This is a genomic window from Knoellia sp. S7-12 (genome assembly GCF_040518285.1).
Taxonomy (GTDB): Bacteria; Actinomycetota; Actinomycetes; order Actinomycetales; family Dermatophilaceae; genus Knoellia.
Genome location: NZ_CP155449.1, coordinates 3,411,428 through 3,436,508 on the forward strand (window position 1 = coordinate 3,411,428; position 25,081 = coordinate 3,436,508).

A 25,081-nucleotide genomic window follows, 5' to 3' on the forward strand; every position below is an offset into this window, starting at 1 on the left:
CAAACCAGCCCGTCCCAACCTCCGTGCCTCCATCTGATGCCGCGTCACTCGCCCGTCCCCATCCGGTAGCCAACGCCACGCACCGTCCGAATGAACCGGGCGGCGCCTGCGTCGTCGCCGAGCTTGCGCCGCAGATGTCCCACGTGAACATCAACCAGATGTTCGTCACCCACCCACGTCTCTCCCCACACCTGATCGATGAGCTGGCGTCGACTGAAGGCCATCCGGGGACGCGCTGACAGGACGGCCAGCACGTCGAACTCCGTTCGCGTCAGGGGCACCGTTTCATCTTCGAGCCAGACGTCGCGTCCGGTGGGGTCGATGGTCAGTGTCCCGAACCTACGGAAGGTGGGACCGGCGTCGGAACCGTCCAGCGGGCGGGGCCGCCGCTGCATGGCTCGAAGACGTGCCACGAGCTCGCGCGGGCTGAAGGGCTTCGTCATGTAGTCGTCCGCACCGACCGACAAACCGATCAGGGTGTCCAGCTCGTCTGCCCTCGCGGTCAGCATGACCACGTAGGCGTCGGAGAAGGTGCGCAGCTGTCGGCACACCTCGATCCCGTCCTGACCCGGCAGGCCCAGGTCGAGCACCACCACGTCGGGATCGAGTCCGCGAGCCGCCTGCACGGCTGCCACACCGTCATGGCTCAGGCGGACCTCGTAACCCTCGCGTTCCAAGTAGTGGCCGATGAGGGTCGCCATGGGCACGTCATCCTCAACGACCAGCGCCCGGACGCCGCGGGACTGTGCTGGGGGGGCCGGTTGCCCGGTTGGCGTGTCGTGGACCATCTGCCCATCGTGCAGGACGCGATCACCACGACCCGACGAGACGGGACGGCGTGAGCGGATCTTCAGCGAACCTTCACACAACCGCAGCCGCGCGAACCGGGTCGCCGATCGACAGTGGGGGCATCGACACGAAGGAGCTGAGGACCATGATGTGGAACGACGGGATGGGTTGGACGGGGTGGCTGTTGATGAGCCTGACGGCCATCGCCTTCTGGGCGCTGGTGGTTGTTGCTGTCGTGGCCCTGTTCAGGGATGCGCGCAGCGATCCGAAACAGACCCGGGAAGGGAACGACGACGCCCGTCGCATCCTCGACCAGCGGTTCGCCCGCGGCGAGATCGACACCGACGAATACCACGCTCGCCAGGTAGTGCTGCGCTCGGCGCACTGAGACCACCGGCAACGAAGCACCCCAACCCCTTTGAGGAGACGCACAGCATGCCCGCCATCAACAGACGTGCCGTCTTGCTCGGCTCCGCTGGCGGGCTGCTGACTCTCGGGGGACTGCCAGCGTGCAGCACCTCCACCGGTACTGCGGTCACCTCCTCATCCCAGGCCGTCGCCATGGCCGAGCGGGCACGAAGGGTGGCCGGGCAACGCACCGTCACCACGCGCTTGGTTCCGCGCCCAGCGACCTTGGATCTGGGCGGTCCCATGGTCCGCAGCTGGGCCTATGGCGACAGTGTTCCCGGCCCGTTGCTGCGCGCCACAGCGGGTGACCGCGTGGTGGTGATAGTCGACAACGCGCTTCCCGAATCAACCAGCGTGCACTGGCATGGAGTAGCCCTGCGCAACGACATGGATGGCGTACCTGGGATGACCCAGAGCCCCATCGGGACCAACAGCCAGTTCACCTATGACTTCACCGTTCCTGACCCGGGCACGTACTTCTACCACCCGCACTCGGGCGTGCAACTCGACCGCGGCTTGTACGGCGTTCTCGTCGTCGACGATCCGGCCGAGCCCGGTGACTATGACGCGGAATGGATCGTCGTCCTCGACGACTGGGTCGACGGCACCGGCCAGACGCCCGATGACGTCCTCGCCGCACTGAGGAAGGGAGGCGCGGGTTCGGGCGGCATGGACCACGGCTCCATGGGCGGGATGCCAATGGGCGGCATGGGCGCGGAAATGCAATCACCGCTCCTTGGCGGCGCCGGTGATGTGACCTACCCCCACTACCTCATCAACGGACGGGTTCCGGCGTCTCCCGTCACCTTGAGTGCGAAGCCCGGCCAGCGAGTGCGCATTCGTATGATCAACGCGGCATCGGACACTGCCTTCCGCGTCGCGCTTGGTAGCCACCGCCTGACGGTCACGCACAGCGACGGCTTCCCTGTGGTCCCGACTGATACGGATGCGTTGCTGATCGGGATGGGGGAGCGCTTTGACGTTGTCACTACCTTGGGCGATGGGACGTTTCCGCTGGTCGCGTCCGCCGAGGGGAAATCGGGCCAAGGCTTGGCCTTGGTTCGTACAGCGGGCGGTGACGTTCCCGCTCCCGGAGAGACCCCCGCTGAACTGCGAAAGCAGGTCGCGCTCGGCACTCAGCTCCGCGCTACCCCTGAAGTGGCCCTGCGCGCACAGGAACCCGACCGCACTCACGATCTGGTCCTGGGCGGCTCGATGACGAAGTATCGGTGGACCATCAACGGCAAGACCTTCGACGAGGCAGAACCCCTCGAGATCCGCCAAGGCGAGCGGGTCAGGCTGCGGCTGCGAAACATGTCGATGATGTTTCACCCCATGCACGTGCACGGCCACACCTTCGGACTTCGCAATACAAAAGCACGCAAGGACACCGTGATCGTTCGCCCCATGGAGTCCGTCGAGGTCGACCTCGACGCTGTCAACCCCGGGCAATGGGCGACACACTGTCACAACATCTACCACGCCGAGGCCGGCATGATGACGACCCTGTCCTACCGTGCCTGACCAGAAGCCCAGCCGCCTGGTAGCCGTCAGGGACACCACCGGCACGGTCGTCGGTGCCGTTCTGGGGCTCGTACCTCACGTCCTGCACCACGTCGGGCTGATCGCAGGCACCGCGTTCCTGACGGGGGCGGGCGGTAACGCTGCGCTGTACCTCGTGGGCCTCCTCCTGTCCATCCCGATGCTCAGGCGCATCCACGGCAGGTTCCGGACATGGCATGCACCGGCAATCGCAGTAGCCGTCTTCACAGCCATGTTCCTCATCTCGGCCCTTGTTGTGGGGCCAGCAATTAGCGCGGACAGCGGCACGACCGATGCGCCGAGCCCTGGCCCAACGCCAACGGTGCAACACACCGAGCACCACACGTAGGGCCTTCAGCAAACCTTCACGACAGGCCCGCCGCTACCTCTACTCGAGTGGATCACTGTGGAGATAGAAGGAAGGAAGACATGGGCATCCACAGACCCTCCGTGAACATCACCCCCACTGAACGCATCGCAGATGTTGTGCTCGGCGCAACCGCCGTAGTCGCGGCACGTTCCAGCATCACTGAAAGGACGACCGCTATGAGCACCACGCCGAACGGCGACAGCACGCCGGTCCACTGGCACGACGAGACACCCACTGCGACGTCCACATCCGAGCACATGACCGGTCAGCCCGAAGGCCGAGCCTCAAACCAACCTCACGGTCATGGTCGCGGTCACGGTCTGATGATGCTGGTCTGCTGTATTCCGATGCTGCTGATCGTCTTTGCGCTCGTGGCGACCGGCGCTGCGGGAACGGGCGCCATCGTCTACGCACTCCTGTGCACGGCCATGATGGCCGCGATGATGTTCTTCATGCCCGGGCGAGGTCGCGGCGCTGTCGATGTCCGGATCAAGCGTCATCGTCGCCGTCAACGCCCTGATGCTCAAAAGGCTCCGCCTCCCAGCCCCGCCGCAGGCGGTCGACGGCACCAAGCCCACGCGACGTGCAGCCGAGCCAACCGCTCACCACGGCGGCTGACGCGAATCCCGATCAGTCGACCTAGGGCCGACCAGCCGTGCCAAGGCCATCTTCATCAAACCTTCAGGAAATCCAGATCAGAGGCCCATCGTGCGCACCGCATGGTGGACACCGGTGCGCACCTGACTTCCCCTTCACCGGGTGCGCACCACCACGATCGAAAACGCAACTCAAGGAGCAAACTCTCGTGCACCTCAACAAGCGGTACCCCATCCTTGCCGGGCTCGGCATCACGGCCGTCCTCACGCTCAGTGCCTGCGGAACGGACGAGGCCGGGTCCGGCGCGAGTGGTGGGACGAGCCCCACGAAGTCGAGCATGTCCGAGAACGCTGACGCTGGTCAGAGAGGCGACGTCATGTTCGCCCAGATGATGATCCCGCATCACCAGCAGGCCGTCGAGATGGCGGACCAAGCTCTGCAGAAGGATGCTTCCCCGAAGGTGACGGAACTGGCAGAGCAGATCAAGGCGGCGCAGGGTCCTGAGATCGAGACCATGACGAAGTGGCTCCAGGAGTGGAAGGCCCCCATGACGGCGGAGGAAGGTCATGGGGGACACGGCGGCGGCGGCATGATGGCCGATGGAGACATGAAGGACCTGTCCGCAGCAAGTGGTGCGGCCTTTGACGAGATGTGGCTCACGATGATGATCGAGCACCACGAGGGCGCCGTCGATATGGCGGGGGACGTTCTCAAGACGACCAGCAACCCTGAGGTCAAGGAGATGGCCCAGGCAATCGTCGATGGGCAGAACAAGGAAATCGCCATCATGAAGGCCCTCCTCTGACAGCCCGCCGGCACGCCCACCGACGATCTCGACCCGAAAGGCTCCAATGCACCGGCCAGCCCACCACGGCATAAGCGCAATAGTCGCGGTGGCCAGCTCGCTGGCATTGCTGGCTGGTTGTTCGGCGAAAGCCAGCGACGACGCAGACGCGGCGCCAACCGTTTCGGTCGGCGTCGCCAGCGCAGCGCTGCCGTCTGCGCACGTCCACGGTGTGGGCCGAGACCCGGGGGACGGCACACTGCTCCTAGCGACGCACGAAGGCCTCTTCCAGTACGGCGCGGACGGCCCCATCAGGGTCGGCCCGACCATCGATCTCATGGGTTTTGCCATTGCTGGCGCCGGACACTACTACGCCTCAGGACACCCGAACGCGGTGCGCGAACTCCCCCAACCCATGGGCCTCATCGAGAGCACCGACAGCGGCAGGACCTGGACGGTCCTCTCCCGTGGAGGACTTTCGGACTTCCACACCCTCACGCAAGCCGGTGACATCCTCATCGCGTTCGACGGACAACTGCGGCGCACGAGGGACCACCGAACGTGGTCAACTGCCGACCTCCTCGGGGAGCCGCGAACACTCTCCTCCGACCCGGAGGGCAAGACCGTTCTGGCCACCACCGAGGAAGGCCTCATGGCGTCCAAGGACCGGGGGGTCACATGGGCACCCGTCACAGGTGCGCCGCGGCTGCAGCAGGTCGCATTTGGCGACACGCGAACGGCCGTGGGCATCACACTCGACGGAGCAGTGGCGATGAGCACCGACGGCGCCAAGACATGGCGCCTCACTGGGGCGAGAGTTCCTCCACCCCAAGCGATGAGCGTCAGCATGACCACTTCGGGCATCGAGGTTCTCGTCGTCACCGAAAAGGACGTCCTCAGTTCCAGGGATGGGACCAAGTTCACCGCCATCAGTGAATAGGCCCGCGATTCGCGGACGAAAGGGTGACGGTCACCGTCTCAAGAGCTGATCCTGCGTGGTTCCGCCACTTGCATCCGATTCTCGCATGCATGCTGAACGCAATTCGCACGATCCCACCCTGTAATTGAGCTCACGGCATACGCATACCCCCTAAGGGTATAGACTCCAGCGTTCGATAGAAGTTGGGAAGCCCACAACGAGAGGATCCACCCATGAATACCACCACCATCACCGTCAACGGCATGACCTGCGGCTGCTGCTCCACCAAAGTCAGCGCCGCAGTCGAGTCCGTTCCCGGCATCTCAGGCGCCGAAGTGGACCTGGACGCCTCGACAGTGACCGCCACCGGTAACGATGTTGACGAAGCCGCAGTGCGTACCGCGATCGCCTCCGCTGGATATAAGCCCGCCTGACCCCAACCCAGCCCTCCAGGACGACCCGTAGTATCGGCCGACAGTGCCGCCCACGTGGCTCCTTCAGTGGGGTTCGATCTCGCAAAGGAAGTCTCTGATCATGGGCCACCACTCACGTCACGCCGGTGCAGACACGCAACGGATGCGGACCATCGCACTGGCCGTCATCGTCCCCACTGGGCTCATCACGCTCCTCGCCCTGATCTGGCTCTGGCCCCCTCCCAGCAACGTCGCCGACCAGTCCGGGCGCGCCGCGCAGCACCAAGGTGTCGTCACCGGTGTGACAAAACAACCGTGCCCCGAAACCCCCGCAGGCCAAGAGCCGCTCCCCGGCGGAGCCACTTTGGACGTCAACGGCTGTGGAACCGCACAAGTGAAGGTCTCCGACGGCCCCGACCAGGGCCTCGACGTCGTGGTCACTCTGCCCAACGGGCCGGGTGCGCCCACCGTCGAAGACGGTGACGAGGTCATTCTCGTGTTGACCGAGAATCCTGACGGCGGTCAGTACGACATCGTGGATCATCAGCGCACCAAGGGTTTATGGCTGCTCGGGATCGCCTTCACCCTGGCCGTGGTCGCATTTGGGCGGTGGCGCGGATTCTCCGCCCTGATCGGTCTGGTCGCGACCTTCGCCCTGCTTCTCCTCTTCGTCGTCCCCGCCATCCTTGCCGGCGAATCACCCCTCCTCGTGGCGATCGTCGGTGCCTCCGCGATCATGCTCACTGTCCTCTACCTCACCCACGGACTCACGTTCTCCACCTCGGTCGCGGTCCTGGGAACACTGGCAAGTCTGCTCCTCACTGGACTCCTCGCAGCGGCATCAGTGGCCGGCATGCACCTCACCGGGTTCGCCGACGAATCATCGACCTTCCTGGCCACCTCCCACAGCGTCAACCTGCAAGGGCTGCTGCTCGCGGGAATCATCATCGGGTCTCTCGGCGTCCTGGACGACGTCACCGTCACCCAAGCCGCCACCGTCACCGAACTCGCGCGCGCCAACCCCGAGTACGGAATGCGCGAGCTCTATCGCGCCGGGACCCGAGTCGGCAGAGCCCACATCGCCTCCGTCATCAACACAATCATTCTCGCGTACGCCGGCTCCTCCCTTCCGCTGCTCATCCTGATCGCTGCCAACAACAGCTCCATCGGCAACGTCATCACCACGCAGGTCATCGCGCAAGAGATCGTTCGCAGCGTCGTGGCCACGCTGGGGCTGATCGCCGCCGTCCCCATCACCACGGCCTTGGCGGCGGCTACCGCCCGCAGAACCATCACCTCGTGAAGTCGGGCCCGAGGGCGGCCCTTCAGACGGTGGTCCGACCTGCGATGAGTGCGAGGTAGGCCTCGGCGCTCGCCGGGCCACCGAGCCTGGCGTGATGGTCGACCACGAGGCAGGGCGTCTCCGTGACGTCACCGTCACGTGCGGCAGCCACATCGGCGGCCACCTCTGCCGAGCGCTCTGACGACGCAAGCACGTCACCCACTCGGTGCTCCTCCAGGCCGGCTTCGGCCGCCAAGCGCTGCAGGATCCGGTGTGAGCTGACGTCGAGTCCCTCGGTGAACACTGCGGCATACAGCCGTTCGAGCATCGCGCCCTGAAGCGCCGGACCACCGAGGGTGAGGCCCAGCGCGACGAGCCGGTGAGCATCCGTCGTGTCGGCGTCGGGAGGCTCCGTCACGGCGATGTCGATGCCATCCGGCCTCGCGGCGACCGCCACCCGCCGGAGCTCATCGCGAGTCACCGCGGCCCCAGGGAGGGCGTGATGGACGAGGACGATGTCGTGGGGCCGCTCGGACGCCATCACCGCCGCTTCGACTCGACGCTTCGCGACATAGGACCACGGGTCCGTGATGTCGCCCCAGAGATCAAGCGGGAGGTCGGCCATCGCTCCACTGAACCACATGACCACGCCCTCCAACGACGAACGTCCCCGGGCCATGCTGCGGGCCTGGGGACGTTCGTTCGGCGGGGTATGCCGGGTGGTCACCTTCGTGAGGCGACCGGGCTCCCTCAGAAGCGGCCGTAACCCGTGGGGGTCTGCCAGATTGCACGCTCGCTCGAAAACTTGCCGGTGCGCGGCGAGTCGATGAACTTGCCGTCACCGGTGTAGATGCCGACGTGCCACGCGGGGCTACCCATGAAGACGAGGTCGCCGGGGCGCGGGCTCGACACCGGCGTGGCAGCGGCCTGCTGGGCCGAGGCGGTGCGGGGGATCGAGACGCCGGCCTTGCGGAAGACGTACTGGGTGAAGCCGGAGCAGTCGAAGCCGGCCGGCGTGGTGCCGCCATAGACGTAGGCGATGCCGAGCAGGCTCCGAGCGATGTTGACGACTCCGCTCGCGGACTGTGCCACGTTCTGCGTGACCGGCTTGCGGGCCACGGACCGGCTCGCCGACTTCGCGCTGCGCGTCGAGGACGCGGTCGAGCGCTGATTCGAACGCTGACTCGAACGCTCTGCGGCGGCCGGGCGAATCTCGGTCGTCTCTTCACGCACGACGACAGGCCTGGGCTTGGGCTTCGGCTTCGGCTTGGCGACGACCGTGACACCGGTGACGCCGACGACCTCGGCCTTGACCGGGGTCGAGACAGCCGGGGCGCTGATGGCCGGGGCTGCAGGCGCGGCGATCGGGGTTGCCGGGACGCTGGTCGTGACCTTCGCGGCGGTGTCGGGGGCAGCCGACGCGGGGAGGGCGAACGCGGCCACGAGTCCACCCGAGGCAGCAAGCACCGCGGAGGCCTTGGCGCCGGAGACACCGGCGCGCGTGGCAATGACGGACAGTTCGGAGACAGGGTTGTGTCGTCCGGGCGCGCGGTGACGCCCATGGGTGGAGTGAGCCACGTGTGAACCTCTCGATGCCTACGGGGTGAGCTGTCGGGTTCGGGCGGAGGTTCTGCCCGGCCAGTCGAAACTGACTTAACCCCAAGGAGCAACTGGCGGTTGCCCCAGAATTGGGTCCCCCGCTCCTGTCAAGCGGATTGCGATGCAGTCGCCAACGGTGACAGGACTCAGCAATCCGTCGCGACAACTCACCCCAGGGGAGGACGAGCCGATGCCACGGTACCCAACCCCATGGGCAAAGTCACGTTTGGGTCACGACGAGTCGCTGATGCGCCCGAAACAGCGCCTGGCGAGCCGCCAGTCCGGGGACGACGAAGGGCGGGGACCGTCAGGTTCCCCGCCCTTCGTCGTGGCGTTGGACGCGAGTCAGCTCACGGAGATGTGCACGTGGTCGTAGTGGTTGGCGGTGACCGATCCCCGGTCGTCCATGGAGCGCCAGCCCGACGAGCCGGCGAGCCAGATGCGCTGCTCCCAGATGACGTAGGTGATGTTGAGCCTGCCCATGTTGTTGGTGGCCCACTGGGCGACAGCGTCGCCCGTCGAGCCGGACACCATGACGTCGACAGCCTTGCCGGTGCCGTGGTCGCCGGCTCCGGCGCGAAAGCCGCCAATGTTGGTGATGCCGAAGTTCGAGCGGACTGCCGAGCAGACCGTTGACGCGCCATTGCCCAGGCCCTTGCCGCTGCACCAGCCGACATAAGCACCGGAGCCGACGCCGGAGGGAACCGACGACGATGACGAGGACGACTTCGAGGAAGAGGAAGAGGAAGAGGAAGAGGACGACTCATCGGTCTTCGTCGTGGCCTTCTCGGAGGGCTCGGCGCTCTTCTGCTCGGGCTTCTGCTCGGGCTTGGGCTTGGGCTTGGGCTTGGGCCTGGGCTTCGCGACGGCGGTGACGCCGACGGGGCCTGCCGCGACCTTGACGCTCTCGGCAGCGGCCGGGGCGGTCACCGATGTGCCCGCTTTGGCCACACCGGCGCGGGCCGAGCTGCGGGAGGCGGTGCCCTGCACGGCGTCGGCGCGGTCGCGGGCAACCAGGGCAGAGGTCTGGCTGGACAGCTCGACCTGCTCGGGGGCCGCTTGGACCGGGATCGCCAAGGCAGCAGCAACGCTGGTGGCCAGGCCAAGGCCGACAAGACTCTTGACCGCGGTGGGTCTCGAGATCGACGAGAAAGTGCTGAGATCGGGGAGTCGGCTGCGCTTGTCAGCGCGGCGGCGACCGGAACGGGTGACAGGGAAAATCACGAAAGAGAACCTCTCGGGCGGATCAGGGATGACTCCACGGTAACGGTGGGATCAGCCAAAGTCACATTCCGATAACAGCCCCTGGCTTATCCGCAGGGGCCCTCAGGGTCGATCTCGGGTTGATCGTGGGTCGATCGTGGCTCGATCCAGAGTCAGGCTGGTGCTGCGGCTCGGGCCACGAAGACGTGCGAAGCGATGTCATCGGGCAGAGAGACACCGGTCGACTCATCAGCACCGGCGAGCGCGGCAATGACCCGTCCACCCTCGCGGCGCACCACGGCCAACTGCCCGGGCAGGAGACCCGCGGCGGTGATGAGACCGAGCGCTTCGTGGTCGACCTGGGCGGGCTCGCCGATGCGCCGGACGGTCACGGTGGTGGGCTGGATCTCGGCCACCTCGCTCAGCGTCGACAGGCCCAGTCGGAAGTCCTCTCCGAGCGCCTCCCCGAACTCGTCGAGCCCGGGGATCGGGTTGCCGTAGGGCGATTCGGCGTGGTCGGCGAGGAGGGCGAGGATCTTGACCTCGACCCGGTCGGACATGACGTGCTCCCAGCGGCACGCCTCGTCGTGGACGTACTCCCACTCGAGGCCGATGACGTCGACGAGGAGGCGCTCGGCGATGCGGTGCTTGCGCATGACCCGCGTCGCGAGGCGGCGACCCTCGACGGACAGCTCGAGGTGTCGGTCACCAGCAACGGCCAGCAGACCGTCGCGCTCCATGCGCGCGACTGTCTGCGAGACGGTGGGACCGGAGTGGCCGAGACGCTCGGCGATCCGGGCGCGCAGCGGCGTGATGCCTTCTTCTTCAAGTTCGAAGACGGTGCGGAGATACATCTCCGTGGTGTCGATGAGATCGGTCACGACCCCAGTCTCTCATCACGATCGGACAGGCCCGACCGCTGCGCGGCGTGGATCGTATGCCGGCAGCCATCGTGCGAGCCACGGTGCACCTGCCAGGACGACCAGGCCGAGAACAACACACGCGGCGCCCAAGCTTGCAAGGACAGTGACAGCACTGACGAGCAGAGGCGCACCGTTCTGGCCGATGAGCGAGAGGAACCTCCAGACAGAGAGGAACTGCGCTCGACCGACGACAGGGGCGGCATCGGCGCCGAGCGTCTGCACGATGCCCGAGCCCAGCCCGTTGCCGACTCCTATCAGCGTCGAGACCACTGCGACTGTGGCGAAGCCTTGGGCCAGCGGGAGCAGCACCATCCCGACGCCGAGCACGAGGAGGAAGGGCACCGCGACCCACACGCGACCGAACCGGTCCATGACCGAACCGGCTGGATAGAAGAGAAGCACCTCGGCACCTCCGGCTATCCCGAAGATCAGCGCCGTCTGACTGTCCGTGACGCCGACCGACTCCGCCCACAAAGGCACGATGACGAACCGTCCCTGACGTGCGGCCCCGATGAGCAGGACACCCACGCCGATCGTCAGGAGCACGCGGCGGTGCTCGCGCAGGAGGCCGGGCAGGCTGATGCGCTCCCCCACGCCGCCGGGCCGCTCCACCCCAGACGCCGCCCGGTCGCTGGCGCCGTCGTGATCCCGCAGCCCGACCCACGCCCAGACTGCAGCCGACAGGCCGGCGACGACAGCGACGGCATACGCCGCCTGTGTGCCCCACACGAGGATGAGGGGCGCCGCGATGAACGGGCCGACGAAGAGTCCAACGCGCTGCACCCCACCCATCGTCGACATTGCTCGTGCGCGGATCCGCACCGGCGCGCGAGCCGTGAGCCACGACTGGCGAGCCAGCAGGAAGACCGAACCCGTCATTCCCATGAGGCCGATGGCGATGCCGAGCGTCCACAGATTCGGCGCGAAGACCGCGAGCGCGGCTCCCAGAGCGTCCACGACGGCGGCCCCAGCGAGGGCTCTGCGCTCGCCGATGCGGGCCACGAGCGAACCCGCTGGCAGCGTCGAGACAAAGGCTGCGATGCCCTCGATGAGGACGAACGCCGCCGCCACCGCAACGCTCGCCCCGAGGTCCCGGGCGCTCAGCGCGACGATGGGCAGCGAGGCACCCACTCCGACCGACCACACGGCCGTGGGTCCGAACGCCGGCAACGCGATGCTGCGCAACGAGAAGTCGTCAGTGGCTGACACGACCGCCACCCTGACACGTACGTTGGACGCGTGCACGTGATGATCCCTCGTCGATACAACGGGCCCCCGACGTCGGGCAATGGCGGGTGGGTGAGCGGCCTCGTGGCCGCGCACACCCCCGTGTCGCCCGAACGGCCTGCGGTGTCCGTGCGTCTGCACCTGCCACCACCCCTCGATCGCGAGCTGGCCCTCGAGACAGGGGAACTCACGACCCTGCGTGACGGTGATGCGGTCGTCGCCAGCGCCTCTCACGCGCCCACCCCTGCCGGCGACCTGCCACAGCCGGTCACTCTCGTCGAGGCGCGTGACGCCGAGACCCGGGCGATCACGCCTCAGGAGCACCCGTTCCCCACGTGCTACGGCTGCGGACCAAACCACCCGACCGGCCTGCGGCTGCGCTCCGGACCCGTGGACGACACGAGCGGCCGGTATGCCGCCACCTGGACTCCGCTCGACGTGTCCGGTCCGGTGGTGTGGGCCGCGCTCGACTGTCCGGGTGGCAAGGCGGCCGGTTTCCCCACGACGCTCATGGTGCTCGGCACGATGACCGCTCAGATCTTCACCGCTCCGGTCGCCGGGGAGGAGCACATCGTGCTGTCATGGTCACGTGGCGACGACGGCCGCAAGCGCCACGCAGCGTCCGCGCTGTTCACGGCCGACGGGCGCCTGCTCGCCCGGGCCGACCAGACCTGGATTGCCATCGATCCACCCGCTTGACCCACCCCAACCAGTGGCGGCGTGCACAATGATGCTGCCCGACACCGGAAGACCCGAGACGAGGGAACTTGTGACACCGCAGGCCCAGACCCAACAGCCCGCCGCTGCCCAGCCCGCCACCGCGGATCCTGACTTCCGGCCGGGCCTCGAAGGCGTCATCGCGTTCCAGTCGACCATCGCTGAACCCGACAAAGAAGGTGGCGCGCTGCGATATCGCGGCGTCGACATCAAGGACCTCGTCGGACGCGTGAGCTTCGGCCAGGTGTGGGGGCTCCTCGTCGACAACGAGTTCGACCCCGGCCTGCCGCCGGCCGAGCCGTTCCCGCTTCCGGTCCACACCGGCGACATCCGCGTGGACGTGCAGTCCTCTCTCGCCCAGCTCGCGCCGGTCTGGGGCTTCAAGCCGCTGCTCGACATCGACGCGACCGAGGCCCGTGACAACCTTGCTCGCGCCTCGGTCATGGCGTTGTCGTTCATCGGCCAGTCCGCGCACGGCCAGTCGTCGCCGATGGTTCCGCAGAGCCGGGTCGACGAGGGCAGGACCATCGTCGAGCGCTTCATGATCCGGTGGCGCGGCGAGCCCGACCCCAAGCACGTCGAGGCCATCGACGCCTACTTCATCTCCGCGGCCGAGCACGGCATGAACGCCTCGACCTTCACCGCACGCGTCATCGCCTCGACCGGCGCCGACGTCGCGGCCTGCATGTCCGGCGCGATCGGCGCCCTGTCGGGGCCGCTGCACGGCGGTGCCCCCTCGCGAGCCCAGCACATGATCGAGGGTGTCGAACGCACGGGTGACGCCACGGCATACGTCAAGGATGTTCTTGACCGTGGCGACCGCCTCATGGGTTTCGGCCACCGCGTCTATCGCGCCTACGACCCGCGCGCCGCTGTCCTGCGCGACACCTGCAAGCGACTCGGCGCCCCCCGCTATGAGGTCGCCGTCGAGCTCGAGAAGGCGGCCATCGCGGCCCTCGCGGAGCGCCACCCCGAGCGGGTCATGGAGACCAATGTCGACTACTGGGCGGCCGTGCTCCTCGACTTCGCCAAGGTCCCCGGCGACATGATGACCCCGCTGTTCGTCGCCGCACGTACGGCTGGCTGGGCGGCGCACATCCTCGAGCAGAAGGAGACCGGGCGGCTCATCCGCCCGAGTTCTCGCTACGTCGGTGAAGCCACCCGCGGCATCGAGTCGGTCAAGGGCTACCGCGCGAGCTGAACCGGCACCCGACCCGTTGACGACGCCGACACGGCATACCCGAAATTCTTGGGGTATGCCGTGTCTCTCGTTGGTGAGTGGCGTTCAGCAGAACTCGGGGAACCGTGCCGTGCCGTCGGTGACCGTCTCGCCAGCCGGCAGGCGGGGCGACGTCCGGTGGGTGAACTCACACCGGCGGCACTCGTGGCGTGCGGGAGGATGAGCCGGTGACTGACGCTGCGATCACCATCCCCCAAGACCTCCTTCCCACCGACGGCCGCTTCGGCTCCGGACCCTCCAAGGTCCGCCCCGAGCAGGTCGAGTTCCTCGCCTCTCTCGGCTCCACCGTCCTCGGCACCTCCCACCGCCAGGCCCCCGTCAAGAACCTCGTGAAGTCGGTGCGCAGCGGCCTCGCCGACCTGTTCTCGGTTCCCGAGGGCTACGAGGTCATCCTCGGCAACGGTGGCTCGACCGCGTTCTGGGACATCGCCGCCTTCGGCCTCGTCCGCGAGCGCGCTCAGCACCTCGCGTTCGGTGAGTTCTCGAGCAAGTTCGGTGCGGTGACGTCCAACGCACCGTTCCTCGGTGAGTCCTCGATCATCAAGAGCGACCCGGGCACCCGCCCTGTGGCTGTGGCTGAGGACGGCATTGACGTCTACGCCTGGGCCCACAACGAGACGAGCACCGGTGTCATGACCGACGTGCGCCGCGTCGAGGGTGCAGCCGACGACGCGCTCGTCCTCATCGACGCCACCTCCGGGGCCGGCGGCCTGCCCGTCGACGTCGCCGAGACAGACGTCTACTACTTCGGCCCGCAGAAGTGCTTCGCCGCCGACGGTGGCCTCTGGCTCGCGCTCTTCTCCCCCGCGGCACTCGCTCGCGTGGACGAGATCACTGCTTCCGGTCGCTGGGTCCCCGACTTCTTCAGCCTCCCGACGGCCATCGACAACAGCCGCAAGGACCAGACCTACAACACCCCGGCCGTCGGCACGCTCGCGCTGCTCGACAACCAGGTGCAGTGGCTCAACGCTCAGGGCGGCCTCGACTGGGCCACGGCTCGGACCAAGGACTCGTCCGACCGTCTCTACACGTGGGCCGAGTCGGTCGACTACGCCTCCCCCTACGTCGCCGACCCTGCAGCTCGCAGCCAGGTCGTCACGACGATCGACTTCGACGACACGGTCGACGCCTCGGTCATCGCCGCCACCCTGCGCGCGCACGGCGTCGTCGACGTCGAGCCCTACCGCAAGCTCGGCCGCAATCAGCTGCGGGTCGCGACCTTCCCGGCCGTCGACCCCGAGGACGTCAGCAAGCTCATCGCCTCGATCGAGCACGTGGTCGCCGCGCTCTGACCTGAGCTGACCCTCTCAAAACGCGACCTACCCCTCAGTAAGTGTGGTGATCACCACGCTTACTGAGGGGTAGGTCGCGTTTTGGGGGATGTTGAGCGCGAGGCGACGTGCTGCCCGCTCAGGTCAGGACGGCATACGCGATCGCCACGATGAGGACGATCGCCAGGACGCCGAGCGTCATCCGCCGACGAAAGGTGGGCGTCATCGGGCAGCCTCAGGGGCGGGCTCGGTGACGATGTCCCGCACTGCCGGGAGCGTCTCGATGGTGATGCGCGGGGACCGCTGCGACTCGTAGCTCACCCGGACATTCTCCCTGCGGGCCAGCCACCACAGGACAACGACCAGCGTGCTGCCGATGGCGATCGGTCCGATGGCGATGGTCCAGCGCGGACCCCAGACCTCCCCGATCCAACCGATGAGGGGCGCCCCGATCGGCGTGCCGCCCATGAAAATCGCCATGTAGAGCGCCATGACCCGACCGCGCACGAGCGGGTCGGTGCGCAGCTGCACCATGGCGTTGGCCGTGGTGAGCGCAGTCAGGGCGGACAGCCCGACAGGAATGAGGGCGAGCGCAAACAGTTCGTAGGTGGGGGCCAGGGCAGCTGCCGCTGTCGACACCGTGAAGCCCGCGAGCGCGAGGAGCAGGACGCGCAGCCGCGGTTCGCCTCGACGCGCGCTGAGCAGGGCCGCCGTGAGCGAGCCGACCGCCATGATCGAGCCGAGGATGCCGTACTCGGTGGGGCCCTTGTCGAACTCCAGGGTCGCCATGAGCGCCGTGGTCACCTGGAAGTTCATCCCGAAGGTGCCCAGCACGAAGACGAGGAGCATGACCAACTTGAGGTCCGGGCGGTTCCGGACGTAGCGGATGCCGTCCCGGATGGCGCCCTTTCCGCGCGTGAGGGGCGACGGCACGAGCTCACTGACCCGCAACCTCGACAGCGCCGCGAGGACGAAGACAAAGGTCAACACGTTGACGAGCAGAGTCCAGCCGGTGCCCACGGTCGCGATCATCAGGCCGGCGAGGCCGGGGCCGATGAGCCGGCCACCGTTGAAGGAGGCGCTGTTGAGCGCGACCGCGTTGGCCAACTTGTCGCGCGGGACCATCTCGGAGACGAAGGACTGTCGGGCCGGGTTGTCGACGGCAGTGATGACGCCCTGCACGAGGGCGATCGCGTAGACCTGCCACAGGGTCGCGGTGTCCGTGAGGACGAGCGCGGCGAGCACGAGGCTGCTGACGAGGAGTAGTGCCTGGGTGACGAGGAGGATCTGACGCTTGGGGTAGCGGTCGGCGATCGCACCCGCCCAGGGGGCGAGGACGAGGAATGGAAGGAACTGGAGACCAGTGACGATGCCGAGCGCCTGGCTCGAGTGATCGGTCAGCTCGGTCAGGACGAGCCAGTCCTGGGCGACCCGGCCCATCCATGTGCCGATGTTGGAGACGAAGGATCCGGCGTAGTAGATCCGGTAGTTGCGTTCGGTGAAAGAGGTGAAGGTCGGACTCATTCGGCCGCCACCCGGGTGAGGATCACGGTGGCCCGCTGCAGGATGGCCTGCTCCTCGGGTTCCAGATGGGACACGCGGACCGACATCCAGGCATCCCGCTTGCGGCGAATCTCCTTGAGGACCCGGCGGGCCTCGGGGGTGAGGGTCACAATGACCTGACGTTTGTCCGTGGGGTGCTGAGCGCGCTGGACGAAACCGAGCTCGGCAAGACCACCCACCGTGCGGGTCATGCTTGGCGCACTGACCCGCTCGATCTCGGCCAGCTCGCCGGGGGTGCGAGGCGCCTCCTCGAGGCGGCACATGACGGAGAAGTGGTGTGGCGCAACGGCGTCCGTGCTCTCGTATCGGACACGGCGCGAGATCCGCATGCAGGCCAACCGGAGCTCACCGGCGAGGGAAGACACCGCGGCGGGCCGCAGGGCGGCATACGTAGGCGGTTGTTCACTCATGATACTTAGCCTAACTCATTACCTGTGCTAAGTATTTCCGGTCTCAACCCGCGACCGTGCGTGACACCGAGTGAGCCCTTTGTCTGCCGCTCGCCCCTGCCGCTCGCTAGGGTTCCCGCATGCCGACTGCCACCACAGCCGACCCGCAGAGCACGGGGTCCTCCACCATCGACCGCTACTTCAAGATCAGCGAGCGCGGCTCGACGATCAGCCGGGAGGTGCGTGGCGGGGTCGTCACGTTCTTCACGATGGCCTACATCGTTGTGCTCAACCCGCTCATCCTCGGCTTCGCGCCGGACGTCAACGGGGACTTCCTCGGCGGCGGTCCCGGCGACGGCTCGAACCTGCCGGCCATCGCCGCCGGCACCGCGCTCGTGGCGGGACTCCTCACGATCCTCATGGGGGTCGTGGCGAACTTCCCGCTCGCGCTGGCGACCGGGCTCGGACTCAACGCCTTCGTCGCCTTCGCCGTCGCCTCGCAGATGACCTGGGCCGACGCCATGGGGCTCGTCGTGCTCGAGGGCATCATCATCCTCGTGCTGGTCCTCACCGGCTTCCGGCAGGCGGTCTTCCACGCCGTGCCCAAGCAGCTCAAGGTCGCGATCTCGGTCGGGATCGGCCTGTTCATCGCCCTCATCGGCTTCGTCGACGCTGGCTTCGTGCGCCGCACGGGACAGGGGCCGGTGCCGGTCCAGCTCGGCGTCGACGGCTTCCTCGGCGGGTGGCCGACGTTTGTCTTCGTCACGGGCCTCATCGCCCTCATCGTGTTGTGGGTGCGCAAGGTCCGCGGCGCGATCCTCATCGCCATCGTCGGCACGACCATCCTCGCGATCGCCATCGAGGCCATCGCCAAGATCGGACCGATGGTTCTCCCCGATAACAAGGTCAACCCCACCGGCTGGGGCCTCGTCGTGCCCACGCCGCCTGACAAGGTCATCGGCTCCCCCGACCTCGCGACGGTCGGACAGTTCTCGTTGCTCGGCTCGTTCCAGTCCGTTGGCATCGTCGCGGCCGCCCTGCTCATCTTCACGCTCATGCTCGCCGACTTCTTCGACACCATGGGCACGATGACCGCGATCGGTCACGAGGCCGACCTGCTCGACGAGAACGGTCTGCCGCCCAACACCGACCGCATCCTCGTCGTCGACTCCCTGGCCGCCGCTGCGGGTGGCGCCGCTGGAGTCTCGTCGAACACGAGCTACATCGAGTCCGCGTCGGGTGTCGGCGAGGGTGCGCGCACGGGTCTGGCCTCCGTCGTCACCGGGCTGCTCTTCCTCGCGTCGATGGTCTTCGCACCCCTCGTCCAGGTCATCCCGTCCGAGGCCGCGGTTCCGGCCCTCGTGCTCGTCGGCTTCCTGATGATGCAGCAGGTCAAGGAGATCGACTGGGACGACGTCGAGATCGCCCTCCCGGCGTTCCTCACGATCGTGCTCATGCCGTTCACCTACTCGATCACGGCAGGCATCGGCGCCGGCTTCGTCGCCTACGTCCTCATCAAGGTGGTGCGCGGCAAGAGCTCAGCCATCCACCCGCTCATGTGGCTTGTCGCCGGACTCTTCGTCCTGTACTTCGCCATCGACCCCATCAAGACGGCCCTCGGCGTCTGATTCTCCCCGACTTATTGCCCGTTTGGACAGCACGGAGAGGCGCTGCGCGCCGACTGGGCCATCCAAACGGGCAATAAGTCTGTGGTCAGCCGGCGTCGTGGGCGTTGCCGCGGCCACGACGGACATAGAGCAACCCGATCGAGCCGAGCACGAACCCGGCCACACAGGCCCACGGCCACCAGTCCCGGGACCCGGTGTGCAGCGCGGGCACGAGCAAGGTCACGAGCAACGCGATGGCCCAGAGAACAAGGCCGATCGCGATGATCCGCTGGGTCGGGACCTCGAGCGCCCTCAGCGTCTCCACCTCGACCCTGCGCTCGCCCGCGCCGTCGCGCTCACTCATGGTGGCGTCAGACCCGCTCAAGCGCGTTGTCGTCGAGCACGATCGGCGCGATCACCTCGGGCTCGGGGCCCTGCATGTCCACCTCGGAGTGTGCACCGCACCCGTGGTCAAGGCTTACGACGCGACCGTCGGAAGGTGACCAGGCGCTGGCGCACACGCCGAAAAAATCCCGCAGGGCACCTGCCATCGGCACGAAGAAGCCACACGAGGAACACGGAGCCGGAGCCTTCTGGGCGACCGGGGCGTTGGGGCCGTGGTCGCCGTCGTACCAACGCTGGGCAGCGACCTCGCGACCTTCAGCGGACAGGACGCGGGGGCGACCGAGGCCGAGCTCCCACTGGGCTGCCTGATCCACGTCCTGGTCGCCCGTGGCCTCGAAGCCGGCCACGAGCAGCGGGTCGTCGTCGATCTTGGGGGTGACATCGCCAGGTCCGACGTCTCCGGGAGCCAGCCGGTCGGCATACGGAAGCCACTCCGGTGACAACAGCGCACCGTCACCGGGGACGAGGTTGGCCTCGCAGACGGTGACGGTCTTGGAGCGCGGCACCCGCGCGACGGTGATCGCCCAGCGCCAGCCGGGGTAGGCGCCAGCGGTGCACGCAAAATAGTGAGTGGCGAGGCGGTCCTCGACCATCTCCATGGCGAGGTGCTCACCGACCGTCCCCGACTCCGCGATCGACTCGGCGGCCTCGCGGGCGAGGTCGACGGCTGCGCGCAGGGTGGCGTCGGGCTTGACGGCGGGCATCAGATCTCGAGGTCGTCAGCGACTGCGCGCAGCACCTGGGCGACCTTGGAACCGTGGTCCTTGTCCGGGTAGTGACCGCGGCGCAGCGAACTCTGGACCGAGTCCAGGAGGGTGATGACGTCCTCGACGATGACGACCATGTCCTCGGAGGGCTTGCGATCTCGCACCTTGCGGTTCACGGCGACGCTCGCTGCGGGCTCGAGCAGTCGCACGGACAGTGCCTGCGCGCCGCGTCGACCTTCGACGATCCCGAACTCGATGCGAGCACCGTTCTTGAGCGCGGTCACACCCTCGGGGAGCGCGCTTGAGGGCACGAAGACGTCGCCGCCCTCGGTGGGATCGTCGGTGGACACGAATCCGAAGCCCTTCTCGGAGTCGTAGAACTTCACCTTGCCAGTCGGCACGGAGCACCTCTGTGTTTGCTGCGGGTGGTCCGGAGTGCGGGCATCGCATTTCCGGGCTAACCAGCACAGGCTATCTCGGACCACGTATGCCGCGCGCACGCCTTTCGCTTGGCGTCGAAACTCGGTTGGGTGGTGTCGGTCGTCCCTGCGAGAGTTCTCCGGTGAGTGCGACGACCGATCGACCCAAAGTGAGCCTGCGACAGTTCTGGGCGGACCTGCCGACCCCCGGCCGTTGGTTGCTCTCGACGGTCGCGATCCAGACGCTCGGACGCGGTCTGACACTGCCCTTCACCGTCATCTACATCAACGAGGTGCGCGGCATCGGCCTCGGGACCGCCGGCACCCTGCTCGCCCTCATCGCCGTCGTCGCGCTCGTCGTCACCGGTCCCGGCGGCTCCCTCACCGACCGCATCGGCGCGCGCCGCATGCTCATCGCCGGCACGACAGCCCAGCTCGTCGGGTGCACGGTCCTGGCCTTCGCCACAACGGTGCCGATGTTCGTCGTCGGCTTCGTGCTGCTCGGATTCAACTTCGGTGTCTCGTGGCCGGCGTTCAACGCGCTCATCGCATCGGTGGTGTCCGGGCCTCTGCGCCAGCAGTACTTCGGGGTCAACTTCGCCCTCGTCAACCTCGGCATCGGCCTCGGTGGAGTTGTCGGCGGACTCTTCGTCGATGTCAACGAGCCGATGACGTTCACCTACATCTTCCTCGCCGACGCGCTCAGCATGCTTGTCCCGATCGGCCTCCTGATGGGCCCGCTGCGTCACGTGCACGGTCGGGCGAAGCGACCCGAGGGGGCGCCGACAGTCGGCTACCTCAGCCTGCTGCGCCGCCCACCCGTGCTGTGGCTGACCTTCGTCACGTTCCTCTGCACCTTCATCGGCTACGGACAGATCGAGTCGGGGTTCCCGGCGTTCTCACGTCAGGTCGGCGAGGTGTCGACCCGCACCATCGGACTGGCGTTCGCCATCAACACCCTCGTCATCGTCGCGATGCAGTTCACCGTCCTCAAGTACGTCACGGGTCGACGCCGCACGCGCGTCCTGCTCGTCATGGTCGCCGTGTGGATCGCCTCGTGGATCATCCTGTCGGCGGCCGGCATCAGCCCCTCCTCGCTCGGCGCCATGGTCGCCGTCGTGGGGTTCATGGCGGTCTTCGGCTTCGGCGAGATCTTCATGCAGATCGCGATCCCCGCCATCACCAACGACATGGCCGACGATCACATCCGGGGTCGGGCCAACGCGGTGAATGCCGGGGCCTTCCAGGGTGGTGCGATCCTGGGCCCGATCGTGTCGGGGCTGTTGCTCGAGCACGACCTCTCGGGAGTGTTCATCACCGCGATGCTGGCCGGGCTCGTGGTCATGGCCGTGGCGATCTTCTCCCTGGAGCGGCAACTCACCCCGCTCGAGAACGGCGTCACCTCGGGCTGATGCCCCATGTCCCCTGCCACGTCTGACCCGGCGCGAGCTCGAGCAGCGAGTCGCCCGAGTTGAAGGCATCGGCCGGGCAGCTCATCGGCTCGACCGCGATGCCGTGCTCGCCGGCCTGGTCGGCCTCTGCCTTGCCCGAGAAGACCTGCGCCCACGGGAGCGACAGGGCGTCGGCCCACACGTCGACGACCGGGCGGCCGGGCGTTGCGATGGTGACGGTCCAGCGCCCGTCAACGACGTCAAGATCCGTGTATGCCGTGTTCACGCGATGCGTCCCGATCGCCTTCCGCTCACGGAGGTCGGTGACCTCGCCCTCCACAGGGCTCGTCCGGATCGGGAGGAGGCGCTCGTCGACCTCGATGTAGTTCGCGGCCGGCACCGTGATCTCGACGTCGCCCACGGGAGTGTCACCGATGGCGATGTAGGGGTGGGCGCCATAACCGAATGGCGCCGTGCCCTCTCCGACGTTCGTCACGCAGGTCGTGACGGTCAGACCGTCGGGCGCCACGGCATACGTCGTGGTCGACTCGAGGTGCCATTCCCATCCCGGCAACGGGAAGAGTCGGTGACCCACCGTGATCGAGGTGTCAGTGCGCTCCACGAGCCGCCACGGGGCCCAGCGGACGAGGCCGTGGCTCGCGTTGCCGAGGTCGACCTCGGTGAGCGCCAGCTGACGCTCCACGCCGCCAAAGGTGTAGCGGCCGTCGCGGATCCTGTTCGGCCACGGGATGAGCTGCTGGCCGCGCGCGCTCGTGCAGGGGCCATCGCTCTCGTACCCCGCGAGGATGTCCACTCCGTCACGAGTCCAGGTGCGGAGTCCGCCTCCGACCTCGACGACGGTGATTTCGTCGGCGCCGGCCGTGAGCCGCCACTGCTCGCCGGTGGGTGCGGTCTCGTGTGAGCTCATGGCTGACGAATCTACGCGGGACCTGGGGAGCCGTGCGGGACGTACGGTAGGGCAGTGCTGCCCGAGTCTTCTACCCCGATCCGTTCCCTCGCTGATGACATCAGGGGACGATCCGACGAGGAGCTCGCCGCCCTGCTCGCGGCCCGCCCCGACCTCGCCCGGCCCGCACCGAGTGACCTCACTGCTCTCGCCTCTCGCAGCTCGACACGCGCCAGCACCACCAGGGCTGTCGACGGCCTCGACGCCGCACACCTGCACGCCCTCGAGGCCGCAGCCGTGGTGTCGGACGCCGTCACCGCCGAGGCTCTCGCCCGGCTGCTCGACGATGCCGACCTGGACCGGGTCACAACCCTCGTCGACGACCTGTGGCGCCTCGCGCTCGTCTGGCGCGCACCCCACGGCCTCGTCGTCACCCGCACCGCCGCCGATGTCCTCGGCGAGGGTGTTGCCGGGCTTGGGCTCCCGGCCGATGACCTGCCCGGGCCAGCCGCACCCGACGACGAGGCGCTTCGCGCCGAGATCGCCCTCGCGCCGCCGCGAGCCCGCGCCATCCTCGATCGACTGACCTGGGGCCCGTCGGTCGGGATCGTGCCCGCCGCAGATGCCCCCGGGCGTCGCGGCCCCGCCGACGACGGACCCCGCTGGCTGCTCGCCCACGGTCTCGTCCGCGCCGTGGCCGCCGACCAGATCGCCCTGCCTCGCGAGGTCGCGCTGGTGCTGCGAGAGGGTCGCGTGCACCGCAACCCTCAGCTCGAGCCCCCGCAGGTGCCGGGCGCCGAACGCCAGGTCGACCAGGTCGACGCCGCGGCCGGCGCCTCCGCCAGCGAGGTGCTGGCCCTGCTCGACGAACTGCTCGACTCGTGGTCGCAGACGCCCCCGCGCGTCCTGCGCACCGGTGGGCTCGCGGTGCGCGACCTCAAGGCCGCAGCAGCCCAGCTCGACACGTCAGCCGAGCACACGGCATACCTCGTGGAGCTTGCCCTCATCGCCGACCTCGTCGCCGACGACGGCGAAGTCGACCCGCACTGGGTGCCGACCGCTGAGTACGACATCTGGCAGACCGAACCCGGTGGCGAGCGCTGGGCCCGGCTGGCGCTCGCGTGGCTGACCACGACTCGGGCACCGCACCGGGTCGGCAGTCGCACCGACACCTCGGCCGTCATCAACGCGCTCGGAGCCGACGGGCAATGGCCGCCCATCCGCACCCTCCGTCGCGGCGTGCTCGACCTCCTGGCCGCTGTTGACCAGGGCATCGCACCCATCGCCACCGACATCGCCGAGGCCGTGCGGTGGCGTCGGCCACGACGGGTCCCCCGCACCCTCAACGAGGTCGTCGACGCCGTCCTGCGCGAGGCATCCTGGCTCGGCGTGACCGGCCACGGAGCTCTCAGCGTCGGCGGACGCGCCCTGCTCGCCAGTGACGGCGACATCAAGGCTGTCGCCGACTCGATCCACCCGCACCTGCCCGCGCCCGTCGATGCCGTCCTCCTGCAGGCAGACCTCACCGCCATCGCTCCGGGGCCGGTCACGGGATCTCTCGCAGCCTTCCTTCGACTCGTCGCCGACGTCGAGTCGCGCGGCGGCGCCACGGTGCACCGCTTCAGCGAAGACTCGGTCCGCCGTTGTCTCGACACCGGCTGGACGGGCGAGGACATCCTCGCCGGACTGCGTGATGCCAGCAGCACCCCCGTGCCACAACCCCTCGAGTACCTCGTGCGCGACGTCGCGCGCCGCCACGGCACGATCCGCGTGCGCGGCGTGAGCGCCGTCATCCGCAGCGAGGACGAGGGCGGGCTCGACGTCATGCTCGCCAACCGCAAACTCGCCGCCCTGCAGCTGCGCCGCATCGCCCCGACCGTGCTCACGTCGCCGGTCGGCCCCGAGGTCGTGCTCGAGATGCTCCGCGAAGAAGGTTTCGCGCCCGTGACCGAGTCCCCCTCGGGCACGGTGACCGTGCCGACGCGTCCGGTGCGTCGTGCCGTGCGTCAACGGGCCGTCGACCCAGCACTCGTCCAGGCCATGGACCTCGCGCAGCTCGACTCACTCGTCGCGGGCCTGCGCGCGGCTGAATCTGAGGCGAGCACCCGCGCCAGCGTAACGATGGACGGCCGCGCCGGACCCGCCATCCCCGCCAACGACCCGACGACCTCGATGGCCGTGCTCCGCGAGGCCATCGCTGACGGACGAGCAGTGTGGTTGGGCTACTCCGACGGCATCGGTCGCACCCAGCGTGTGCTCTTCTATCCGGAGCGGATCGACGGCGGCCGGGTCTCTGGCGTCAGCGAAGGCGTGACGCGCACCCTCTCGATCCACCGCATCACCGGCGTCGTCGCCGACTGAGGAGACCGACTTATTGCGCAATCCGTCGGGAGGAGCGCAGCGAGGGAC

The 25,081-nt window shown here is 67.9% G+C and carries 26 protein-coding genes and 1 riboswitch; of the genes, 13 read left to right on the forward strand and 13 right to left on the reverse strand.

The window, feature by feature from the left end:
* Window positions 1-44: 44 nt before the first annotated feature.
* Complete coding sequence (locus tag V6K52_RS16370; protein WP_353951180.1) at window positions 45-788, reverse strand: response regulator transcription factor; 744 nt, start codon at window positions 786-788, stop codon at window positions 45-47.
* Window positions 789-934: 146 nt separating this feature from the next.
* On the opposite strand from V6K52_RS16370, the gene V6K52_RS16375 reads away from it, so the two are divergent.
* From V6K52_RS16375 to V6K52_RS16385, 3 genes are read left to right on the forward strand one after another with little or no spacing between them, the layout of a single operon-like run.
* Window positions 935-1,177 carry an SHOCT domain-containing protein gene (locus tag V6K52_RS16375; protein ID WP_353951181.1) on the forward strand — a complete coding sequence of 81 codons (243 nt, stop codon included), beginning with the start codon at window positions 935-937 and terminating at the stop codon, window positions 1,175-1,177.
* Window positions 1,178-1,224: 47 nt separating this feature from the next.
* Window positions 1,225-2,721 (forward strand): multicopper oxidase family protein, encoded by a 1,497-nt coding sequence (locus V6K52_RS16380; RefSeq protein ID WP_353951182.1) that lies wholly within the window; start codon window positions 1,225-1,227, stop codon window positions 2,719-2,721.
* Window positions 2,714-3,088, forward strand: a complete 375-nt coding sequence (locus tag V6K52_RS16385; protein ID WP_353951183.1) for a hypothetical protein — start codon at window positions 2,714-2,716, stop codon at window positions 3,086-3,088. Before V6K52_RS16380 ends, V6K52_RS16385 begins: the two co-directional genes overlap by 8 nt.
* Before the next feature lie 305 nt (window positions 3,089-3,393).
* On the opposite strand, the gene V6K52_RS16390 is transcribed toward V6K52_RS16385, so the two are convergent.
* The gene (locus V6K52_RS16390) at window positions 3,394-3,621 is read right to left on the reverse strand and encodes a hypothetical protein (RefSeq protein ID WP_353951184.1); all 228 of its coding nucleotides are present in this window, start codon (window positions 3,619-3,621) and stop codon (window positions 3,394-3,396) included.
* Window positions 3,622-3,914: 293 nt separating this feature from the next.
* Here V6K52_RS16390 and V6K52_RS16395 point away from each other — a divergent pair, with 293 nt between their 5' ends.
* From V6K52_RS16395 to V6K52_RS16410, 4 genes are all read left to right on the forward strand, one after another.
* Window positions 3,915-4,511 (forward strand): DUF305 domain-containing protein, encoded by a 597-nt coding sequence (locus tag V6K52_RS16395; RefSeq protein WP_353951185.1) that lies wholly within the window; start codon window positions 3,915-3,917, stop codon window positions 4,509-4,511.
* Window positions 4,512-4,599: 88 nt separating this feature from the next.
* Window positions 4,600-5,430 (forward strand): F510_1955 family glycosylhydrolase, encoded by an 831-nt coding sequence (locus tag V6K52_RS16400; protein ID WP_353951186.1) that lies wholly within the window; start codon window positions 4,600-4,602, stop codon window positions 5,428-5,430.
* Between the two features lie 212 nt (window positions 5,431-5,642).
* Entirely contained in the window at window positions 5,643-5,843 is a 201-nt protein-coding gene (locus V6K52_RS16405) for a heavy-metal-associated domain-containing protein (RefSeq protein ID WP_353951187.1), read from the forward strand.
* 100 nt (window positions 5,844-5,943) lie between these two features.
* Window positions 5,944-7,125: a YibE/F family protein gene (locus tag V6K52_RS16410; protein ID WP_353951188.1), complete on the forward strand. Its 1,182-nt coding sequence runs from the start codon at window positions 5,944-5,946 to the stop codon at window positions 7,123-7,125.
* A 22-nt stretch (window positions 7,126-7,147) separates the two neighbouring features.
* On the opposite strand, the gene V6K52_RS16415 is transcribed toward V6K52_RS16410, so the two are convergent.
* The 5 genes from V6K52_RS16415 to V6K52_RS16435 form a co-directional block, all read right to left on the reverse strand.
* Window positions 7,148-7,729 (reverse strand): DsbA family protein, encoded by a 582-nt coding sequence (locus tag V6K52_RS16415; protein ID WP_353951189.1) that lies wholly within the window; start codon window positions 7,727-7,729, stop codon window positions 7,148-7,150.
* Window positions 7,730-7,854: 125 nt separating this feature from the next.
* Window positions 7,855-8,682, reverse strand: coding sequence for a C40 family peptidase (locus V6K52_RS16420; RefSeq protein WP_353951190.1), 828 nt, complete (start codon window positions 8,680-8,682; stop codon window positions 7,855-7,857).
* A gap of 3 nt (window positions 8,683-8,685) precedes the next feature.
* Window positions 8,686-8,832: riboswitch (cyclic di-AMP (ydaO/yuaA leader) on the reverse strand.
* Between the two features lie 216 nt (window positions 8,833-9,048).
* Window positions 9,049-9,927, reverse strand: a complete 879-nt coding sequence (locus V6K52_RS16425) for a hypothetical protein (protein WP_353951191.1) — start codon at window positions 9,925-9,927, stop codon at window positions 9,049-9,051.
* A 152-nt stretch (window positions 9,928-10,079) separates the two neighbouring features.
* Window positions 10,080-10,787, reverse strand: coding sequence for a metal-dependent transcriptional regulator (locus V6K52_RS16430; RefSeq protein WP_353951192.1), 708 nt, complete (start codon window positions 10,785-10,787; stop codon window positions 10,080-10,082).
* A 15-nt stretch (window positions 10,788-10,802) separates the two neighbouring features.
* The gene (locus V6K52_RS16435) at window positions 10,803-12,038 is read right to left on the reverse strand and encodes an MFS transporter (protein ID WP_353951193.1); all 1,236 of its coding nucleotides are present in this window, start codon (window positions 12,036-12,038) and stop codon (window positions 10,803-10,805) included.
* A gap of 30 nt (window positions 12,039-12,068) precedes the next feature.
* On the opposite strand from V6K52_RS16435, the gene V6K52_RS16440 reads away from it, so the two are divergent.
* From V6K52_RS16440 to serC, 3 genes are all read left to right on the forward strand, one after another.
* Window positions 12,069-12,755 (forward strand): hypothetical protein, encoded by a 687-nt coding sequence (locus V6K52_RS16440; protein WP_353951194.1) that lies wholly within the window; start codon window positions 12,069-12,071, stop codon window positions 12,753-12,755.
* A gap of 70 nt (window positions 12,756-12,825) precedes the next feature.
* Window positions 12,826-13,974 carry a citrate synthase 2 gene (locus V6K52_RS16445; RefSeq protein WP_353951195.1) on the forward strand — a complete coding sequence of 383 codons (1,149 nt, stop codon included), beginning with the start codon at window positions 12,826-12,828 and terminating at the stop codon, window positions 13,972-13,974.
* Between the two features lie 206 nt (window positions 13,975-14,180).
* A complete protein-coding gene (serC, locus tag V6K52_RS16450; protein WP_353951196.1) occupies window positions 14,181-15,305 on the forward strand; it encodes a phosphoserine transaminase in 1,125 nt (374 codons plus the stop codon).
* A gap of 201 nt (window positions 15,306-15,506) precedes the next feature.
* Here serC and V6K52_RS16455 read toward each other — a convergent pair whose 3' ends face one another.
* Both V6K52_RS16455 and V6K52_RS16460 read right to left on the reverse strand, forming a co-directional pair.
* A complete protein-coding gene (locus tag V6K52_RS16455) occupies window positions 15,507-16,808 on the reverse strand; it encodes an MFS transporter (RefSeq protein ID WP_353951197.1) in 1,302 nt (433 codons plus the stop codon).
* Window positions 16,805-17,257, reverse strand: coding sequence for a MarR family transcriptional regulator (locus tag V6K52_RS16460; protein WP_353951198.1), 453 nt, complete (start codon window positions 17,255-17,257; stop codon window positions 16,805-16,807). Before V6K52_RS16460 ends, V6K52_RS16455 begins: the two co-directional genes overlap by 4 nt.
* Before the next feature lie 119 nt (window positions 17,258-17,376).
* On the opposite strand from V6K52_RS16460, the gene V6K52_RS16465 reads away from it, so the two are divergent.
* Window positions 17,377-18,864, forward strand: a complete 1,488-nt coding sequence (locus V6K52_RS16465) for an NCS2 family permease (RefSeq protein WP_353951199.1) — start codon at window positions 17,377-17,379, stop codon at window positions 18,862-18,864.
* Between the two features lie 85 nt (window positions 18,865-18,949).
* Here V6K52_RS16465 and V6K52_RS16470 read toward each other — a convergent pair whose 3' ends face one another.
* Genes V6K52_RS16470 through V6K52_RS16480 form a run of 3 tightly spaced genes read right to left on the reverse strand, consistent with a single transcriptional unit; the run spans window position 18,950 to window position 20,356 of the window.
* The gene (locus V6K52_RS16470; protein WP_353951200.1) at window positions 18,950-19,207 is read right to left on the reverse strand and encodes a DUF2530 domain-containing protein; all 258 of its coding nucleotides are present in this window, start codon (window positions 19,205-19,207) and stop codon (window positions 18,950-18,952) included.
* 7 nt (window positions 19,208-19,214) lie between these two features.
* Entirely contained in the window at window positions 19,215-19,952 is a 738-nt protein-coding gene (locus V6K52_RS16475) for a DUF3027 domain-containing protein (RefSeq protein WP_353951201.1), read from the reverse strand.
* Window positions 19,952-20,356, reverse strand: coding sequence for a cold shock domain-containing protein (locus V6K52_RS16480; RefSeq protein WP_353951202.1), 405 nt, complete (start codon window positions 20,354-20,356; stop codon window positions 19,952-19,954). Before V6K52_RS16480 ends, V6K52_RS16475 begins: the two co-directional genes overlap by 1 nt.
* 161 nt (window positions 20,357-20,517) lie before the next feature.
* Here V6K52_RS16480 and V6K52_RS16485 point away from each other — a divergent pair, with 161 nt between their 5' ends.
* Window positions 20,518-21,786, forward strand: coding sequence for an MFS transporter (locus V6K52_RS16485; protein ID WP_353951203.1), 1,269 nt, complete (start codon window positions 20,518-20,520; stop codon window positions 21,784-21,786).
* Here the strand turns inward: V6K52_RS16485 and V6K52_RS16490 are convergent.
* Window positions 21,773-22,693: an aldose 1-epimerase family protein gene (locus tag V6K52_RS16490; protein WP_353951204.1), complete on the reverse strand. Its 921-nt coding sequence runs from the start codon at window positions 22,691-22,693 to the stop codon at window positions 21,773-21,775. The genes V6K52_RS16485 and V6K52_RS16490 overlap by 14 nt on opposite strands.
* Before the next feature lie 54 nt (window positions 22,694-22,747).
* On the opposite strand from V6K52_RS16490, the gene V6K52_RS16495 reads away from it, so the two are divergent.
* Window positions 22,748-25,033, forward strand: coding sequence for a helicase-associated domain-containing protein (locus V6K52_RS16495; RefSeq protein WP_353951205.1), 2,286 nt, complete (start codon window positions 22,748-22,750; stop codon window positions 25,031-25,033).
* Window positions 25,034-25,081: the final 48 nt, after the last annotated feature.